At 48.4% G+C, this 16,465-nt stretch carries 18 protein-coding genes; 4 read left to right on the top strand and 14 right to left on the bottom strand.

What is annotated here, in order from left to right; translation table 11 throughout:
- Positions 1-65: 65 nt before the first annotated feature.
- From ACXAJH_RS01225 to ACXAJH_RS01210, 4 genes are read left to right on the top strand one after another with little or no spacing between them, the layout of a single operon-like run.
- Positions 66-836 (top strand): carotenoid biosynthesis protein, encoded by a 771-nt coding sequence (locus tag ACXAJH_RS01225; protein ID WP_474968334.1) that lies wholly within the window; start codon positions 66-68, stop codon positions 834-836.
- Entirely contained in the window at positions 817-1,479 is a 663-nt protein-coding gene (locus ACXAJH_RS01220; protein WP_474968333.1) for a lysophospholipid acyltransferase family protein, read from the top strand. The genes ACXAJH_RS01225 and ACXAJH_RS01220 overlap by 20 nt, the downstream gene beginning before the upstream one ends.
- A 21-nt stretch (positions 1,480-1,500) precedes the next feature.
- On the top strand, positions 1,501-2,610 hold the full coding sequence (locus ACXAJH_RS01215) for a glycosyltransferase family 2 protein (protein WP_474992893.1): 1,110 nt from the start codon (positions 1,501-1,503) through the stop codon (positions 2,608-2,610).
- A complete protein-coding gene (locus ACXAJH_RS01210) occupies positions 2,607-4,073 on the top strand; it encodes a phytoene desaturase family protein (protein ID WP_474992891.1) in 1,467 nt (488 codons plus the stop codon). Before ACXAJH_RS01215 ends, ACXAJH_RS01210 begins: the two co-directional genes overlap by 4 nt.
- 59 nt (positions 4,074-4,132) lie before the next feature.
- Here the strand turns inward: ACXAJH_RS01210 and ACXAJH_RS01205 are convergent, their stop codons facing one another.
- From ACXAJH_RS01205 to ACXAJH_RS01140, 14 genes are all read right to left on the bottom strand, one after another.
- A complete protein-coding gene (locus ACXAJH_RS01205; RefSeq protein ID WP_474968330.1) occupies positions 4,133-4,333 on the bottom strand; it encodes a hypothetical protein in 201 nt (66 codons plus the stop codon).
- A gap of 68 nt (positions 4,334-4,401) precedes the next feature.
- Positions 4,402-5,415, bottom strand: a complete 1,014-nt coding sequence (locus ACXAJH_RS01200; protein WP_474968329.1) for an ABC transporter ATP-binding protein — start codon at positions 5,413-5,415, stop codon at positions 4,402-4,404.
- Complete coding sequence (locus ACXAJH_RS01195; RefSeq protein WP_474992889.1) at positions 5,412-6,359, bottom strand: C40 family peptidase; 948 nt, start codon at positions 6,357-6,359, stop codon at positions 5,412-5,414. Before ACXAJH_RS01195 ends, ACXAJH_RS01200 begins: the two co-directional genes overlap by 4 nt.
- 13 nt (positions 6,360-6,372) lie before the next feature.
- Positions 6,373-7,470: a dipeptide epimerase gene (locus tag ACXAJH_RS01190; RefSeq protein WP_474968327.1), complete on the bottom strand. Its 1,098-nt coding sequence runs from the start codon at positions 7,468-7,470 to the stop codon at positions 6,373-6,375.
- Positions 7,471-7,490: 20 nt separating this feature from the next.
- A complete protein-coding gene (locus ACXAJH_RS01185; RefSeq protein ID WP_474992888.1) occupies positions 7,491-8,411 on the bottom strand; it encodes a S66 peptidase family protein in 921 nt (306 codons plus the stop codon).
- 55 nt (positions 8,412-8,466) lie between these two features.
- Positions 8,467-10,092, bottom strand: a complete 1,626-nt coding sequence (locus ACXAJH_RS01180) for a peptide ABC transporter substrate-binding protein (RefSeq protein WP_474992886.1) — start codon at positions 10,090-10,092, stop codon at positions 8,467-8,469.
- Between the two features lie 20 nt (positions 10,093-10,112).
- Positions 10,113-11,114: an ABC transporter ATP-binding protein gene (locus ACXAJH_RS01175; protein WP_474970379.1), complete on the bottom strand. Its 1,002-nt coding sequence runs from the start codon at positions 11,112-11,114 to the stop codon at positions 10,113-10,115.
- 5 nt (positions 11,115-11,119) lie between these two features.
- The gene (locus ACXAJH_RS01170) at positions 11,120-12,076 is read right to left on the bottom strand and encodes an ABC transporter permease (protein ID WP_474971563.1); all 957 of its coding nucleotides are present in this window, start codon (positions 12,074-12,076) and stop codon (positions 11,120-11,122) included.
- Between the two features lies 1 nt (position 12,077).
- On the bottom strand, positions 12,078-13,013 hold the full coding sequence (locus tag ACXAJH_RS01165) for an ABC transporter permease (RefSeq protein WP_474968323.1): 936 nt from the start codon (positions 13,011-13,013) through the stop codon (positions 12,078-12,080).
- Between the two features lie 15 nt (positions 13,014-13,028).
- Positions 13,029-13,853: a M55 family metallopeptidase gene (locus tag ACXAJH_RS01160; RefSeq protein ID WP_474971564.1), complete on the bottom strand. Its 825-nt coding sequence runs from the start codon at positions 13,851-13,853 to the stop codon at positions 13,029-13,031.
- Positions 13,854-14,051: 198 nt separating this feature from the next.
- Positions 14,052-14,492, bottom strand: coding sequence for a nucleoside deaminase (locus ACXAJH_RS01155; RefSeq protein ID WP_474971565.1), 441 nt, complete (start codon positions 14,490-14,492; stop codon positions 14,052-14,054).
- Between the two features lie 339 nt (positions 14,493-14,831).
- Positions 14,832-15,080, bottom strand: coding sequence for a hypothetical protein (locus tag ACXAJH_RS01150; RefSeq protein WP_474992884.1), 249 nt, complete (start codon positions 15,078-15,080; stop codon positions 14,832-14,834).
- Positions 15,081-15,154: 74 nt separating this feature from the next.
- Positions 15,155-15,559: a hypothetical protein gene (locus ACXAJH_RS01145; RefSeq protein ID WP_474992882.1), complete on the bottom strand. Its 405-nt coding sequence runs from the start codon at positions 15,557-15,559 to the stop codon at positions 15,155-15,157.
- Between the two features lie 68 nt (positions 15,560-15,627).
- Positions 15,628-16,464 carry a phytoene/squalene synthase family protein gene (locus tag ACXAJH_RS01140; RefSeq protein WP_474992880.1) on the bottom strand — a complete coding sequence of 279 codons (837 nt, stop codon included), beginning with the start codon at positions 16,462-16,464 and terminating at the stop codon, positions 15,628-15,630.
- Position 16,465 lies beyond the last annotated feature (1 nt).

Here is a 16,465-nt window from a genome sequence, read left to right as displayed (position 1 = left end):
ATCATGATAGGAGGTCTCGACCCTGTTATATATTTGATATTCTTCGTAGAAATTGAGGTGCGTTCATGTCCACTTATATTTTCCGCTTTTTTATTTTCTGGTACATATGCGGCGTATTCCTGGTTACCTTTGACTGGCTGCCCCCCTGGCTCGAATGGGCCAACAGTGTATTTTTAATCGCTGCCGGTATTGTCGCCGGGCTGTACTTTATACATATGTATGGGAAAAGAACAGGCATCCTCTACAGCCTGTTCATTATAGCTGCCAGTATTTATATCGAACATTTAGGAGTGGCCTACAACTTCCTGTTCGGAACCTATGACTACACGCAGGACTTTGGGATAAAGATCGCCGACACCCCTGTCACCATTGGGTTTGCCTGGCTCTTGATCATCGGGTGCTCCCACGAAATCGCTCGTGTTATTTCCAGCGGCCTTCCATCCCTCCCCCGCTTCCTTACGTTTCTTTTGACGGGAGCGTTGTGTGCGGTAACGATCGATCTTATTCTCGATCCTGTATCCTATAAAGTAAAAGAATACTGGATCTGGCAGGAACCCGGCTTTTATTATGACATTCCTTTCAGCAACTTTGCCGGCTGGTTTGTCACCGCCGCCTTCTTCCATCTCGTATTCCTGATATGGAATCCGGATAACCTGGTGAATGAGGGAACATGGCCGAAACGAATGGCTTTGGTGTTCGGGCTGATGGTGTTCTTATTTATCTGTATGGCCTTTACCGGGGGGCTGTATTTGGCTATCACGCTTGTCGCTCTCTTAACCGCTGGCTGGTACGCTCTTTATTTTTGGAGGAAAAAACATGTTCAAGCCGTCTCATAAACGTCCGATCATCGAGTGGGGGTTTACCCGTTTCAACCGGATGTTCCTGAACAAACATTTCAACCGGATCCTGTTGGATGCCCCGGAGACCGTTCCAAAAAAGAATACCTTATTTCTTATCAACCACTCAGCATGGTGGGACCCTTTGTTCATCTTTTATCTCAATGACCAGGTCGTCCATTCCGACGGATACGGTATGATGCATGAGGATGGGCTGCAGAAATTCCCCTTTTTCAGGAGCATTGGCGCCTTTTCCATCAACAGCAGCAGCCACAAGCATCTTATAGAATCCCTTTCCTATAGTGCGGATCTGTTATCTAAAGGAAAAACGGTATGGATTTTCCCCCAGGGGGCGGAACAGCCTTTGGAAAAACGTCCGCTTGAGTTTTTTTCCGGCATCAGTTATATCGTGCAAAAAGCTCCACACGTCAACGTGGTGCCTGTTTCCATCTATTATGCCCTGGAGCATGAACGAAAACCGAATGCTTACATAACAATCGGGGACCCTCTTCCACAGGAGGGGTACTCCGATTTGAACCGGAAATCTATGACCCGTTACTTTGAAACAGCCGCCACGAAGCAGCTGGATGAACTCCGGACACGAGTCCTACAGGAAGACCATCAGCTGTTCCGCCCTATTTAAACAGAAAGGAGGCTGCCGTCATTGCTATGGTTTTTTATCTTTGTCCTTCTTTTAGTCGTTATGAACGTATGGACAATGGTTAACAGTTTATTCCTATATCCTTTGCGGGCAGGTAAACACGAAGAGGCGGATCAAAAAGTTTCCCTGCTCGTCCCCCTCCGGAATGAAGTGGATAACGTGGAGGGCTTGATCCACTCGCTATCATCACTCACCTATCCAAATCTTGAGATGCTTCTTCTTGATGACCATTCCGAGGATGGTACCTATGAAAAACTACTCTCTCTCACAGCGGAGGATGCCCGGTTTACGATTCTGCAGGGGAAAGAGCTGCCGGATGGATGGAACGGGAAAGTTCATGCCTGCCACCAGCTTTCAGAAAAAGCAGGGGGCGACTACCTGTTTTTCCTGGATGCAGATGCCCGTGTCGCCCCATCCGTGATACAGCAAACATTGGGAACAATGAACAAAAGAAAAGCTTCTATGCTCAGCGGATTTCCGTATTACCCGAATCATCATTTTCTCAGCCATATGCTTGTGCCGCTTCAGCATATGGTCGTGTTGCTTCACCTTCCACTTTTTATGGCCAACCGCACGACAAAGCCGATGTTTACAGCAGCCTGCGGCATTTTTATTATGATTAAACGGTCGGCTTATCAGGCGGTCGGAGGTCATGAATCGGTAAAGGATTCGCTTGTAGAAGATGTTCATCTCGCTCGTGAAGTGAAAAAGAACGGTTACCGCATGATCCTTGCCAATATTACATCATCCGCTCTGTCGTATATGTACGAGTCGAACAAAGAAACGTGGGCAGGATTTAAGAAGAATCTATACACCGGCATCGGACGTTCCACATGGATGGTCGTTTTCCTAACCGTGTTGTATGCCATCCTTTTTATACTCCCAGGGGGCCTCGCCGTTTTCGGTGTCTTCACGGGAGCCTTTTACCTGCTGCTTCCCTATGTATTGCTGATTACGTTCAAAATGTATGTGGATGCACGGACAGGACACCCCTTGTGGCTGTCGTTTCTCATGCCAGTAGCAGGAGTGCTGCTGATTGCGATGATGTGGGCATCCATGCTTGTACATAAACGAGGACGTACTTATCAATGGAAAGGCAGGTCGTATCAATGAAAGCAGTCATTATCGGGGGTGGACTCGGCGGTCTTTCCGCTGCGGTCCACCTGGCCAGTGAAGGCGTAGATGTGAAATTGTTTGAAAAGAACAGCCATTTTGGAGGCAAAATGATGGCCGTAGACGAAGAAGGCTATCACTTCGACTTTGGCCCCAATACTATGACAATGCCGGATGTATTCACAAGAGTGCTGTCGAAAGCTGGACTCTCCCCCCATCTTCTCGACTTTGAAAAGATTGACACTCATACGAGAAATGTCTTTCCGAATGGCACGACCTTTGATTTTTCCACCGATCAGGATGTTATGAAAAAACAGCTGAAGCAGCTTGATCCTGAAGGGTACCAGGCTTATGAACCGTTTCTGAAGGAGATCGAGCGGCTCTACCATATGTCCCGGGAGCATTTTCTGCACAGAACATTCAACGGATGGAAGGATTATCTGTCTCCCGCCCTTATGAAGAGCATGATGAAGGTACGCCCGCTCCAATCGATGGATCATTTTTTCAGACAGTACTTTACCAATCCTGATATCATTAAGGCCTTGAACCGGTACTCGACGTATATCGGATCCAATCCTTATCAAGCTCCGGCCACATTCAGTATGATTGCCCACCTTGAATGGAATGAGGGGGTGTATTATGTGAAAGGCGGCAATACGAAAATTGCGGAAGCCTTCGTTCAAGCAGCAGAAGCTGCCGGCGTCCATCTCTACAGCGGCACCCCCGTATCAAAAATCCATACGTATCAAGGAAGTGCCGTAGGCGTCGAAACAGAGGATGGCGATTTCTTTGAAGCCGATCATGTCATCGTAAACGGCGATCTGCTCCAGGCAGTCCCGGACCTCATCGATCAGAAGGAAAGGAAAAAAATGAGTGACGGGAAGCTCGCTTCCTATGATCCTTCCATTTCCGCTTTTGTGATCATGGCAGGACTGGATACCTATCTTCCCCAGCTGCACCACCATCATCTGCTCTTTTCGGGTGATTACAAAAAAGAGTTCCGGCAGCTGTCCCGTGGAAGGTATGCCGACGATCCGACGATTTATATCTGTACGTCAGCAAAATCAGATCCTGATGTTTCTCCTAAAGGGGATAATTGTTTTATTCTCGTCAATGCTCCAGCCGTTGGCGGGCATCCGCAGAATAAGGACCATTACAAAGCGCTGATCTATGAGAAGCTGAAAAAGGCCGACATCCCCATCAGTGATCATCTTGTATATGAAAAGGTCATCGGACCGGAGGAAATTGAAGTGACATTCGGAGCCTATCGTGGTTCGCTTTACGGCCCTTCCTCCAACAGCAGGAGTCAGGCCTTTATGAGGCCGTTCAACAAATCCCAGGACTTGAAAGGCTTATGGTTCTGTGGCGGCAGCACCCATCCTGGTGGTGGTTCCCCGATGGTCGTTCTCAGTGGAGAAAACGTAGCTAATCAAATCATCGGAAAAATTGTCCATATCGAATGAATGCCACACCTGCAAAAAGAGGCTGCCGGAAATCCGGCAGCCTCTTTTATTATGTAAGTTTATGCCTGTTTTCTTTTTGGCAGACAAGATAGGAAATAGGATACGGTGGCCACCACGACCAGGATCAACAGATGGGATGGACCACTGCCAGCTCCGCCTGTCCCAGGGTCATATTGGATCGTCAAAATTATACCAGAGAGATATTCATAGAAAAAATAAAGAACGATAAAACTACTTATAAAAATCAGATACTTTTTCATCAGGCTGCCTCCTTCTTCTGTCTATACGAAAAAAGCAGCCAATCGTTTCAAAAAAAATAGGAAATGCATCAGGAAAGGGAGATTGATCGGCTCCGTAAATCCTTCCCTGACGGATCGTCTTCGTTATACAAATGACAGGCTGCATAGTGTCCACTTTCAACCTCCTGCCATTTTGGAACTTCCTCTGCGCAACGGTCCATCGCTGCGGGGCACCTTGTCCGGAACACACACCCGCTTGGAGGATCGATCGGACTGGGAATTTCCCCTTCAATAATCATTTGTTCGCGCTCATCTTCCAAATCCGGGTCAGGAATTGGAATCGCAGACAACAGCGCTTTTGTATAAGGATGGAGGGGTTTTTTATAAAGCTGATCACTGGTTGTCAGCTCGACGAGGTGACCTAAATACATCACCCCGATGCGGTCCGATATATGCTGCACCATAGACAAGTCGTGGGCAATAAACAAATACGTGAGCCCCTTCTCCTCCTGCAGCCTCTCCAACAGGTTGACCACCTGAGCCTGGACAGAAACGTCGAGCGCAGAAATAGGTTCGTCAGCAATAATGACGGATGGATCAAGAGCAAGAGCGCGGGCAATCCCGATCCGCTGCCGCTGTCCGCCGCTGAACTCGTGTGGATATCGATTGGCATGATCACGGTTCAACCCGACTTCTTCAAGCAGTTCATACACCCGTTCCATCCGCTCCCGCTTTGTTCGGAAGAGCTTGTGAATTTCCATGGGTTCCGCAATGATTTCCGCGACCGTGGATCTTGGGTTTAAAGAAGCATAAGGATCCTGAAAGATCATCTGCATCTCTCTTTTCAAGTGGAACTGCTCTTGTTCACTACGATCATGAACACTTTTCCCTTTATATAGAACCTCTCCATCTGTGGCGGAATACAGGTTCATCATCGTCCGGCCTGTGGTCGATTTGCCGCACCCGGACTCCCCGACAAGGCCGAACGTCTCCCCTTCATATACATCAAAGCTGATGCCGTCCACAGCTTTCAACGATTTGTTTCTGCCGATGTCAAAGTGCTTTTTCAATTGTTTGACTTCCAATACTTTTTCCATCGTCATCCTGCCTCCTCCGCTTCTTCCCAGTATCTTCGTACCGCACACAGTTCTTTTTCATAGATCGTGTCGTTCAGCTCAATGATTTCAATGCTCTTCCCTATGTTCGGAGAGTGAAGCATTTTTCCGTCCCCATAATAGAACCCGACATGGTGGACACGCCCCTGACCTTGATCATAGGCAAAAAACAACAGATCGCCAGGCTGCTTTTGATCGATCGGTACTTCCACTCCTTTGGTCACTTGATCAGTGGCGTCACGCGGAATGATGTAGCCATGAGCTTTGTGCAGTGCATAAGCGAAACCTGAGCAGTCAAACCCATATGCACTCATCCCTCCCCAGAAATAAGGCAGATCAAGGAAGGTTTCTGCTGATTCTATAATGGCTGCTCCACTGCCTTTCGGGACCGCTTCACCAGAAGGGTAAACCGATACAGCCTCTGCATATACATAGCCTTCTCCATGAGGGGTACGGACCTTGATCAGCACGCCCTCCTCTTGAATGACCGGAAGAGAGGTCAGATAACTGAGCTCCAGGAACGGCTGGCGTTTTTCATCCAGAAGCATCGTCTGTTTATCATGGACAACGAGCATGCCATTTCCCTGCCATTTGGAATCCGCCAGAGCACTGAGCTGCCTTTCAGGTATGTAGCCGGGATATCCCCGGGCATCTTTTTTCGAAGCCTGATGCGGAATAATAATCCGTGCCCACCCGTCCTTCATGTCATCGACGATCACTTCTTCGCCGTATAAAAGCTGGGATTGAACGAGATTGTCATCGCAGAGTGCAAGTTTCTGTTTATGATCGAGCTGGTTCAGCCATTCGGACATCGAACTGACCGCTGACAGCCCTGCTTCATCACAGTCTCTCGGGGAGTCTGGTGCCGTCCAGACCGTGGCTACTGGAACGGCCACCACCCAGACTGTTTCGATTGTTGGTTTCTTTGTCATGGTCTTCCTCCTTTTATGAAATCCCGGTATTCTTTAAAGAGAGCCTGGAAACGCCGAGACCCGGAGTTTTTGGTAGAGTCATAACCGCCTGATTGTAATGCACGCCTCCTTCAACAGGGTCTGCGGTAAGCATGAGAGGAGCATCGAAATCTACTTTCGTTACGTTCTTCTGACTGGCAGCAAAATGGGCCGCTGCGGTAATGCCGAGTTTCGTTTCAATCATACTCCCCACCATGCACGGGACGCCGAAACTTTCAGCAGCCGCATTGATTTTCAAGGCCTGGTGAATCCCTCCGCTTTTCATCAATTTAATATTAATCATATCTGCGCTTCCTGTTTTCAAAATACGTATCGCATCTTCTGGAGAAAACACACTCTCATCAGCCATAATTACCGTACTTACTGCATCGGTCACCATCTTAAGTCCATCAATGTCTCCCGCTTTGACCGGCTGCTCCACCAGTTCGATCGGAAGCTTCCTGTTTTCCATCTCACGGATCGCGTAGACAGCTTCTTTTGCTGTCCACGCTTGATTAGCGTCAAGTCGTATGGCAGCTTTTTTTCCTATTCTTTGATGAATGGCTTGTATGCGTTCAATGTCATGGTGGATACTGTCTTTACCAACTTTCACTTTCAAGACGCGGAATCCTCGCTGGATATAGGCGTCAGCGTCCTCCGCCATTTCCTCTGGTGTATGGACACTGACGGTATAATCCGTTTCCAATTGGTCCGTCCACCCTCCAAGAAATTGATAAAGAGGGAGTCCGGCAGCTTGAGAAAGCCCATCATACAATGCCATATCGACGGCTGCTTTGGCACTGGTGTTTCCTACACAGCTCCTATGGAGAGACTCAAATACAGCTTCTCTCTGCAATATGTCGGAGCCAATTAACACCGGTGTCAAAATCTCCTTGATCGTGTGCTCAATACCTCCGAGCGATTCCCCTGTGATGACATGGGTGGGCGGGGCTTCCCCGCAGCCTGTCAGACCATTATCAAATTCAATTTTCACATAGATCGATTCGGCGACGGTCACCGTACGAAGAGCGGTTATAAATGGTTTGTGTAGTGGAACGGCCACCCTCATTGTTTCTACGGACTGGATTTTCATCGCTTTCCCCCCCCCTTTCGTTATTGAACACCTGCGGCAATCCTCAAATATTCCGCGTTGCTGCACAGCTCCGCCTCCACCCCGAGAGGCACAGCATAGTGAGGCAGACAATGACCGATTCTAAATCCTGACAGGACCGGTTTTTGAAAATCAGCAAAATAATGATGGAATACTTCCTGAACTTCGATCGTTTCTTTTTTCTTTTTAGGATCGGTCTCACTGAAATCACCAACGACGATACCGGAAGCGTCGTCGAGTTTACCTGCAAGCTTTAATTGACTTAAGAAAGAATCAATCCGGTAAGGTTCCTCACCGACATCCTCGATCAACAGAAGCCGGTTCTTCGTATCGATTTCATAAGGGGAACCGATGGAGTTGACAAGAAGGGAAAGGTTTCCCCCCACAAGTCTGCCCGAAGCCGTCCCCTTACAGATTACTTGTAACGGTGATGTCTTATTGGTGTACGTAAATGTCTCCGGATGAAACAGCTGGGTAAACCGCTGTTTTGAACGATCATCAAAGCCGGGCTTCCCGACATCCGAGCTCAACATCGGTCCGTGAAATGTGACAAGACCTGCCTGACGCTGGATGGCGGTATGTAAAAAAGTAATATCGCTGTAGCCCCAGAATACTTTGGGGTTTCTGCGGATCATGCTGTAATCGATGGAAGCAGCCAGACGACTGGTCCCATACCCCCCTCCGGCACAGAAAATCCCTTTAATGGCTGGATCTCTGAACATCTGATGCAGGTCGTTCAGTCGTTCACGGTCTGTGCCAGCCAAGTAGCCGTATGTCCGCTTAACGTTTGGTCCGATCATAACGTTCAATCCCAGCGAATGCAGGAACGGCAGCGCATTTGTTAAATTCGTTAGATCCGGAGGGCTGGCTGGAGCAATCACTCCAACCGTATCTCCTTTTTGTAATCGGTTTGGTTTCTGCATAGACTCCTCCATAGAGAAGAGGCAAGCCCGGCTCAGCCGGGTGCCCCTTTGGTTGTTACTCCTTATCTGCCCATTTCAATTCCAGATAGCCGACAGGATGACGGATGACATCGGATATGCCTTCTTTTTCGAGCAGAACGAAGTTGTAGAAATGGATCGGGAAGATCGGCATCTCTTCAAATAAAATCTTCTCTGCTTCATACATATGCTCCCACCGCTTCGTTTCATCGGTTTCATTTTTCGCCTGTTCAATGAATTGATCATACTCGTCATTGGACCAGCCCGTCCGGTTCATGGATGAATCGGTGACGAAACTTTCCAGGAAGTTGATCGGATCGGCATAGTCGGCGATAAAGGAGCTGCGTGACAACTGGTGCTTCAAATCTTTTTGATTCTGGAGGAATACGTTCCACTCTGCATTTTCCAGGGTGACGTCAACATCCAGGTTTTCCTTGAACATCTGCTGGATCGTTTCCGCAACCTTTTTATGTGACTCACTTGTATTATAGGAAAGAGTGATTGGAGGCAGTTCTTCATAGCCTTCTTCCTTCATCCCTTCCTCCAGCAGCTTTTGCGCCTCTTCAGCGTTGAACTCTACAAGGTTTCCATTCTGTTCACGGAAATCTTCCCCGGAAGGGCCTTCGAATCCATAGGAAACGAATCCGTAAGCAGGTTCTTCTTTGTTTTTCGTTACATAATCGACGATGTCCTGCTGATTGACAGCCATCGCAAGCGCCTGTCTGATTTTCTTGTTCTGGAACGGCTCTTCGTTTACATTAAAACGATAAAAATAGGTGCCCGCCTGGTCTTGAACTTTCAGCTGTTCATGTTCCATCAGCTCTTCGGACATATCAGCCGGGATGTTCGTCGTGTCCAGTTCCCCACTTTCATACATCTGGTATTCTGTGTTGGTATCATTGACCATGGCCCAGTGAACTTCATCCAGCTTGACTGTATCCTTGTCCCAATAGTTTTCATTTTTCTTAAACGTCATTTCACTGTCATGCTTCCACTCGTCCAACGTAAACGGTCCGTTTCCTACAAAGCTGTCCGCTTCCGCATACCATTCGGCATTTTCTTCCGCCACACTTTCATGAATCGGGAAGAACGCCGGGTTGGAGATAATATTCAGGAAGTAACCGGTTGGTGAGGAGAGGGTCACTTTCAGCTCCTTCTCGCTTACGGCCTCGACCATCACATCTTCTTTTGATTCATCACCATTGTTAAACGCTTCTCCACCTTCAATGAAATAGCCGAGAAACGCAGCCGGAGAGGCCGTTTCAGGATCCAAAAGACGTTTCCAGGCAAATTCAAAATCTCCTGCTGTTAAGTCGTCACCATTGGACCATTTAGCATCCTCACGAATCATAAACGTGTAAACCTTACCATCTTCAGAAACTTCCCACTCCTCTGCCGCTGCAGGCTCAGGCTGATGATCCTTCCCGAGCCGGGTCATTCCTTCCATCAGGTTGTTCAAAGCGTTCCAGGAAACGGAATCAAATCCCATCGGAGGGTCAAAGGACGTCGGCTCTTCCCCATTATTGAGCAGTAATGTTTTAGTGTCTCCTGATTCTGCCTGCTCCCCTTCCGCATTGTCCTCTTCACTGGAACTGTTGGCTGTACAGGCCGCCAGCACAGCAATAATTGCAATCCCCCATAAAACATGCAGCCACTTTTTCATCGTACTACCCCTCTCTTTGATCATGATTGAATGGTTGCTGAGTATTTCTCCGCCCGCTCATCTTGAAGCCAGCAGTCCACCTCATGGGTTTCGCTGCGGACCGTTGGATATGGATAAATCCTGCTGCACACTTCCATAGCAGCCGGACACCGGGCGGTAAATGGACAGCCTTCCGGTGGTGAAAACAAATCCGGAGGCGTACCGTCAATCGGAATCAGCTTTTCTCCTTTTTGGTCCAGACGGGGAACGGAATGCAGAAGCCCTTTTGTATAGGGATGCTGCGGCTCATAAAAGATCTCCCGCCTTGTACCTGTTTCGACGACTTTCCCTGCGTACATGACCGCGATCCGGTCCGCCACTTTCGCAACCACACCCAAATCGTGTGTGATCAGGATGATCGAGACTCCGGTTTCCTTTTGAATTTTGTTAAACAGCTGGAGAATCTGCGCCTGAATCGTTACGTCAAGGGCAGTCGTCGGTTCATCGGCTATCAAGAGCTCCGGTTCACATATAAGAGCCATAGCAATGACAATCCGCTGCCGCATTCCGCCGGAAAACTGGTACGGATACTGCTTCATCCGTTCATCAGGATTCGGAATGCCGACGAGGTTCAACATGTCCACAGCCTGGCCTTCCGCTTCTTTTTTCGTCACACGCCGGTGCTGTCTGAGCCCTTCTGTAAGCTGATCACCGACAGTCAACGTCGGGTTCAAGGCTGTCATCGGATCCTGGAAGATCATCGATATGTCGACACCACGGATCCCTCTCATTTTCTTGTCGGACAGTTTCGTCATGTCCTTTCCCTTAAAGAGAATGCTTCCCTCTTTGATCTGTCCCGGAGGGGTCGGGATTAAGCGCATAATGCTTGAGGCTGTTACACTTTTTCCACAGCCGGATTCTCCGACAATTGCAAGCGTCTCTCCTTCGTACAAGTCGAGATTGACTCCGCGCACCGCCTGCACTTCTCCTCCGAACGTCTTAAAGGAGATATGCAGGTCATGAATTTCAAGAATCTTGTTCAACATCCTCACCTCCTTAAGCGTGGGTCGAGCGCATCCTGCAGCCCGTCCCCGAGCACATTAAATGCAAACATCGTTGCTGAAATAAAGAAGGCCGGGAAAAACAGCCGCCACCAGTCCCCCGACAAAATGACGCCGAGGGCATCGTTCGCCATGACTCCCCAGCTGGCATAGGGAGATTGGATGCCGAGACCGAGAAAACTTAAAAAGGCTTCGGCGAATATCGCCGTCGGAACGGTCAGCGTCATTTGTACAATGATGGGCCCCATCGTATTAGGCAGCAGATTCTTCTGGATGATCCGTTTCGTTTTGGCACCAAAGGACTGCGAAGCCATCACAAATTCGTTGTGCTTCAACTGCAGCACCTGCCCACGGACAATCCTTGCCATCCCCACCCATCCGGTTACTGTAAGAGCAATAATGATGGTCAAAAGGCTCGGCCCCATAACGACTAACAGAAGAATGACAACGAGCAGGTAAGGAAGGCCGTACAATATTTCAATGATTCGCATCATCACATTGTCCGTACGGCCGCCTTTATAACCGGAGATCCCTCCATAAACGACTCCGATAAAGAAATCAATCAGGGCGGCCATCAAACCGACAAACAAAGAAATTCTCGCTCCATACCACGTTCTTGTAAACACATCACGGCCGAGTTCATCCGTCCCAAACCAGTGACTGAGAGACGGGGGCTGGTTTTGATCAGCCAGGGAAGCTTCGGACACGGTATACGGGGAAATCCATGGGCCGATCACCGCCATGACGGCAAGCAGAATGAGGAAAACAAACCCTGCCATGGCTAATTTGTTCTGGCGGAGCCTGCGCCAGGCATCTTCCCAGTATGAAAGGGAAGGACGGACCACAGACTCAGCCTCATCGATGTTTTTCTCTTTTGGCCGGAACCACTCATCCGGAATCGATGAATGGGAATCATCCCGTTGCTTTTCTTTTAAAGCAGACATATCAGCTGCTCCCCCCTTCCTTATGAAGTTTGATGCGCGGGTCTAAAAAGCCATAGGCAATATCAACAAGGAACAGCATGAATACGAGAAAAGCGCTGTAAAATACGGTCGTTCCCATAATGACTGGATAGTCCCTCTGGTTGATCCCTTCTACGAAATATTTGCCCATACCTGGAATAGCGAAGATTTTTTCGATAACAAAAGTGCCTGTTAAAATTCCTGCAAGGAGGGTCCCCATAATGGTCACGACCGGCATCAAGGCATTTTTCAATGCATGTTTCACAACGACCTTATAGGGAGAAAGCCCTTTGGCACGGGCTGTTTTTATGTAGTCCTGGGTCAAGGTTTCCAACATGCTCGATCGTGTCAGCCTGGCGATAATCGCCATCGGCCCTGTCGCAAGGGCGAGTACAGGGAGAACCATATGAGCAGGAGAACTCCAGGTCGCTGCCGGAAGCCATTCCAGCTGTACAGCCAGCTGTTGGATTAGCATGGTAGCCAGGACAAAGTTTGGAATGGAAATGCCGAGAACGGCGATAGTCATGGCCATGTAATCAATCAGATGGTTATGTTTTAAAGCCGCAAACACTCCGAGAGCCACCCCGGATACCAGCGCGATCAGAACCGTCCAGATTCCGAGTTCAGCTGAGATAGGAAAACCACGGCCAAGCAGAGAATTCACCGTTTCGGTCGGCTGCTTGATCGAAGGACCAAAATCAAGAGTGATGATGGATTTTAAATAAAGCACATACTGGACAGCGAGCGGTTCATTCAAGTGGTAATGCTCCTCCAGATTCTGCTGAACCGCTGCATTAGTGGTCCTTTCTTCGTTAAACGGTGATCCTGGAATCAAGTTCATCAGGAAGAATGTTAACGTAGCGATAATAAAAACGGTAACAACCATGTAAACCAAACGTTTCACTATGTATGTAACCAATCGTTTTTCCTCCCCTCAGCTTGATGTCGCCTGCATCGCAAGTTCTGTCATGACGAGCATCGCCTGGTAGGCTTCCAGTAGATCGACGGACTTAAAATGAACCGTTGTTGAACCTGGTTCAAGTGTGGTTCCCGGCATCAAATGGGCCCATTCTGCCTGTCCATAGTTCATGAATTCAATTTTCAGCTCAGGGTGTGCTGCTGTCGTGAGCGGCTTTATTTCCCCCCGTCTATTTATGGCAAGTGCGGTTCGCTCCCGGAGAAGCTCACCGGCTTTTTTCGGTGTGAGGCTTTTCACGGCTGTACGGGAGATGGTCTCTTTCACAGGTGCCGTCACGATGTTCGGCACCAGGTCTTCGGCTTCAGCTGCTGCACAATCATCACCAGCCACCATCAGGACAGGCACGCCGTAGTAGCCGGCCATCAAAGCATTGAACCCCAGTTCTCCAACGGGTTTGTCGTTAATGAAAAAGTGACGCACTCCAAACGTCATGGAATGGGAAAGCACCCCTTTTTGGGCCGCTCTTGCGTGATAGCCGATAAACACCGCGCCGTCAAAGCCCGCATCAAGTCCCTGAACCATTGAATAAGGTTTCGCACTTCCGGTAATAAGCGACACATCCGGATGGATTTCATCAATAAGCAGGTTATTCATTTTAGAATGACTGTCGTTGACGAGAATCTCAGTGGCCCCATTTCGAAATGCTTCTTCAATCACATGATTCGTTTCCTGTGTCATGATTTTTCTAGCGCGTTCATAATTGTGTTTGGACGAATCGACAAAGGTGTGATCGGGAACCCCAGTAATTCCCTCCATGTCGACAGAAAGATACAGCTTCATACAGTTCTTTCCTCCCTAGTCATTATGTGTTAATATTTCTAATTTTCTCATAACTTTACCAATAAAAAGGAATAATTTCAAGAAGGAAAACGAACTATGAAATATTATTTCAAACCGCAGAATCCCTCGATTCCTCGGCAAAACAGCCGGTGTTCGACAAAAAGGGATGCAAAAAACCGCTGGATTTTCCAGCGGTTTTCAACTAAAAAGCTCTATTCCTTCCCGATTCAACACGTTCCCTTTCACCGATGGTTGATGGGGGCTGTTTTTGAAAACGTCATGACAGGGCACCATGATTCCCGAGCCTGTCTTCTCAGCCATCTGCTTATTTGAAACGCTGTATACCACCCGGCGGACGCTGGAAAACACGATAGCACCGGCGCACATGACGCACGGCTCACAGCTTGTGTACAACGTATAGTCACTCAAGTCTGTCCCCCCTGTTTCCCGGCAGAAACGCCTGATTAAGGCAAGCTCTGCATGATGGGTGGGATCGCTGTTTGTATGCACCTGGTTTCCTTCCTCCATGATTACAGCACCCTCTTTCACGAGAAGGGCACCAAACGGCGCATTTCCTTGTTTTTTAGAACGGCGGGCTATGATAAGCGCCCGCTGAATCATCTCTTCATCCTTCGTCATTATCCAATCCCTCCTGTCTAGTCCTTTTGTTCCTTGTTGTGTTCCCTTTTATTCCCTTCACCACCCATAAAAAAAAGAGACGGATGCTATTCGTCTCTTTTCTAAAGTAATCGGATGTGTGTAATTTTAGTTTCAGGAAACTTTCTCAAATGGCTTTCCCGGGCTTGTTCCCGGTGAGCAGCAAACACGGGAACACGTTTGACTACACCAGATTTTGCCTGATAGTAGATCAAATACTTCTCCTGCATCAGGACGCTCCTTTCTATAAACAACAGATCGTAGTTACAAGTATCTGCTATATTATAGAAAACTATACCTGTGGACGCCCCGGCGCATGAATCATCCGCTTTCCCTTTTTGTCCAATCGACTGCGGAACGAATCCCGCCTGACACCCCCGCTCCGGCAAGAAAGATCATCCCATAGGAGGCCAGCAGGAGCGGTCCCGGAATACCCGAAGAAATAACGGCTCCGCAAGCGGAGCCGATTCCGATAGCAGAGATCCATAAAACTAGAACATTCTTCAATATCTTATTCAAGCACAGTCCTGACACGAATAAGCCTCCTGCTATCCATAACACAAGCGTCATATAGCTTCCTCCTTTTTCTATGCCGCCCCGGTCTTGTCCTATAAAGAAAGCAGCGGTCATTCCTCCGCCCGCTGCTAATCGTGATAGCCTTCTGCTGTTTTACCAGATCCTGGTTTATTCCACAGCTCATGAAAGGCCCAGTATGGACGTCCATTTTCATAGTAAAAAAGCACAGAGTTTGACTCTGTCACCAGCCCTTTTCCTTCGTATCGCCAGTCCATCAGCCATGCTGTTTTCAGCCTTCGGATAGCTTCTGTGTCGGTAAGACGGGTGTGTACGGCAACAATTCTTAAAGGCGGTGCAACTGACACCCCTTTAATTTCCTTGACCGGTTCCCACAACTGTTCCATCAGACGTACTTTTTCCAACCACCGCAGACCTCGGCTTTTCTTTTCATGCCCATCCTGTTTTTTCTGCATCCATAAACCGATTCCCCAGCAAATGAGAAGCAGGGCACTGACTATCGATAATATTCTCACTCGTATTCCCCTCTATCAGCTTATGCGGGCAGAACAGGATCCTTTCCTACGTAAAAAAAGAAGCAGCATCACTGCATTTCTGCAATGATCTGCTTCTTCTGCTTGTCCGAAACGTAATTCCGGCGGCCGAACACTTGGTAATCATTTTTTCGAACGGTGGGAAGGATCGCACGATACATCTTCGCCGCTCCCCCCACAGGAGCTCTGGAATACACCGGATAATCGGGAATGGTTTTCAAAGCCCTCTCGTAATAGGTTTCTGCGTCATGAGCCAGGTCCTCCCACATTTGTATGAAGGCGGTATTTACTTTTCCATTCTGCAGATCCCGAGAGGTATAGCCATAGGATTCCATGACTTGTGTCGGTAAGTATACACGGTCAATTTCCACATCTTCTCCAATATCCCGCAGGATGTTGGTCAACTGCATCGCATAACCGAGTTCAACAGCCCCCTGCCTTAAAGAAGCCGTACGCCCGGGAGCAATGACAGGCAGCAGCATCACACCAACGGTACTCGCTACATGATAGCAGTAGTCAAGAAGATCTTCCTTCGTCTCAATCAAAGTCGGATACAGGTCCATCCGCTGCCCCTTGATCATATCGTAATATGGGTCCGGATCTATAGAAAAACGTCGGAAAACGTCGTCCAGAGCGAGCCAGCACGGATCATTCAGTTCAAGCTTTCCCTCAAGGAATTGGTCAAATTCAAAGGCGAACGCCTCCAGCTCTGCTTTCGGGTTCGTCCCTTCATCAACAATATCATCCACACGCCGGCAGAAAGCATAAATGGCCCAGACAGCCCTTTTCTGCTGCCTGGGCAGCATAGCGAATGCTTTGGAAAATGTCTTGGAATGTTCTTCAATAATCCTTCGACAATGATGGTATGCTTGATTCAAATCCGTCATC

The organism is Halobacillus sp. ABD4_316 (assembly GCF_056161385.1).
This window is presented reverse-complemented; position numbering and strand designations above follow the sequence as displayed.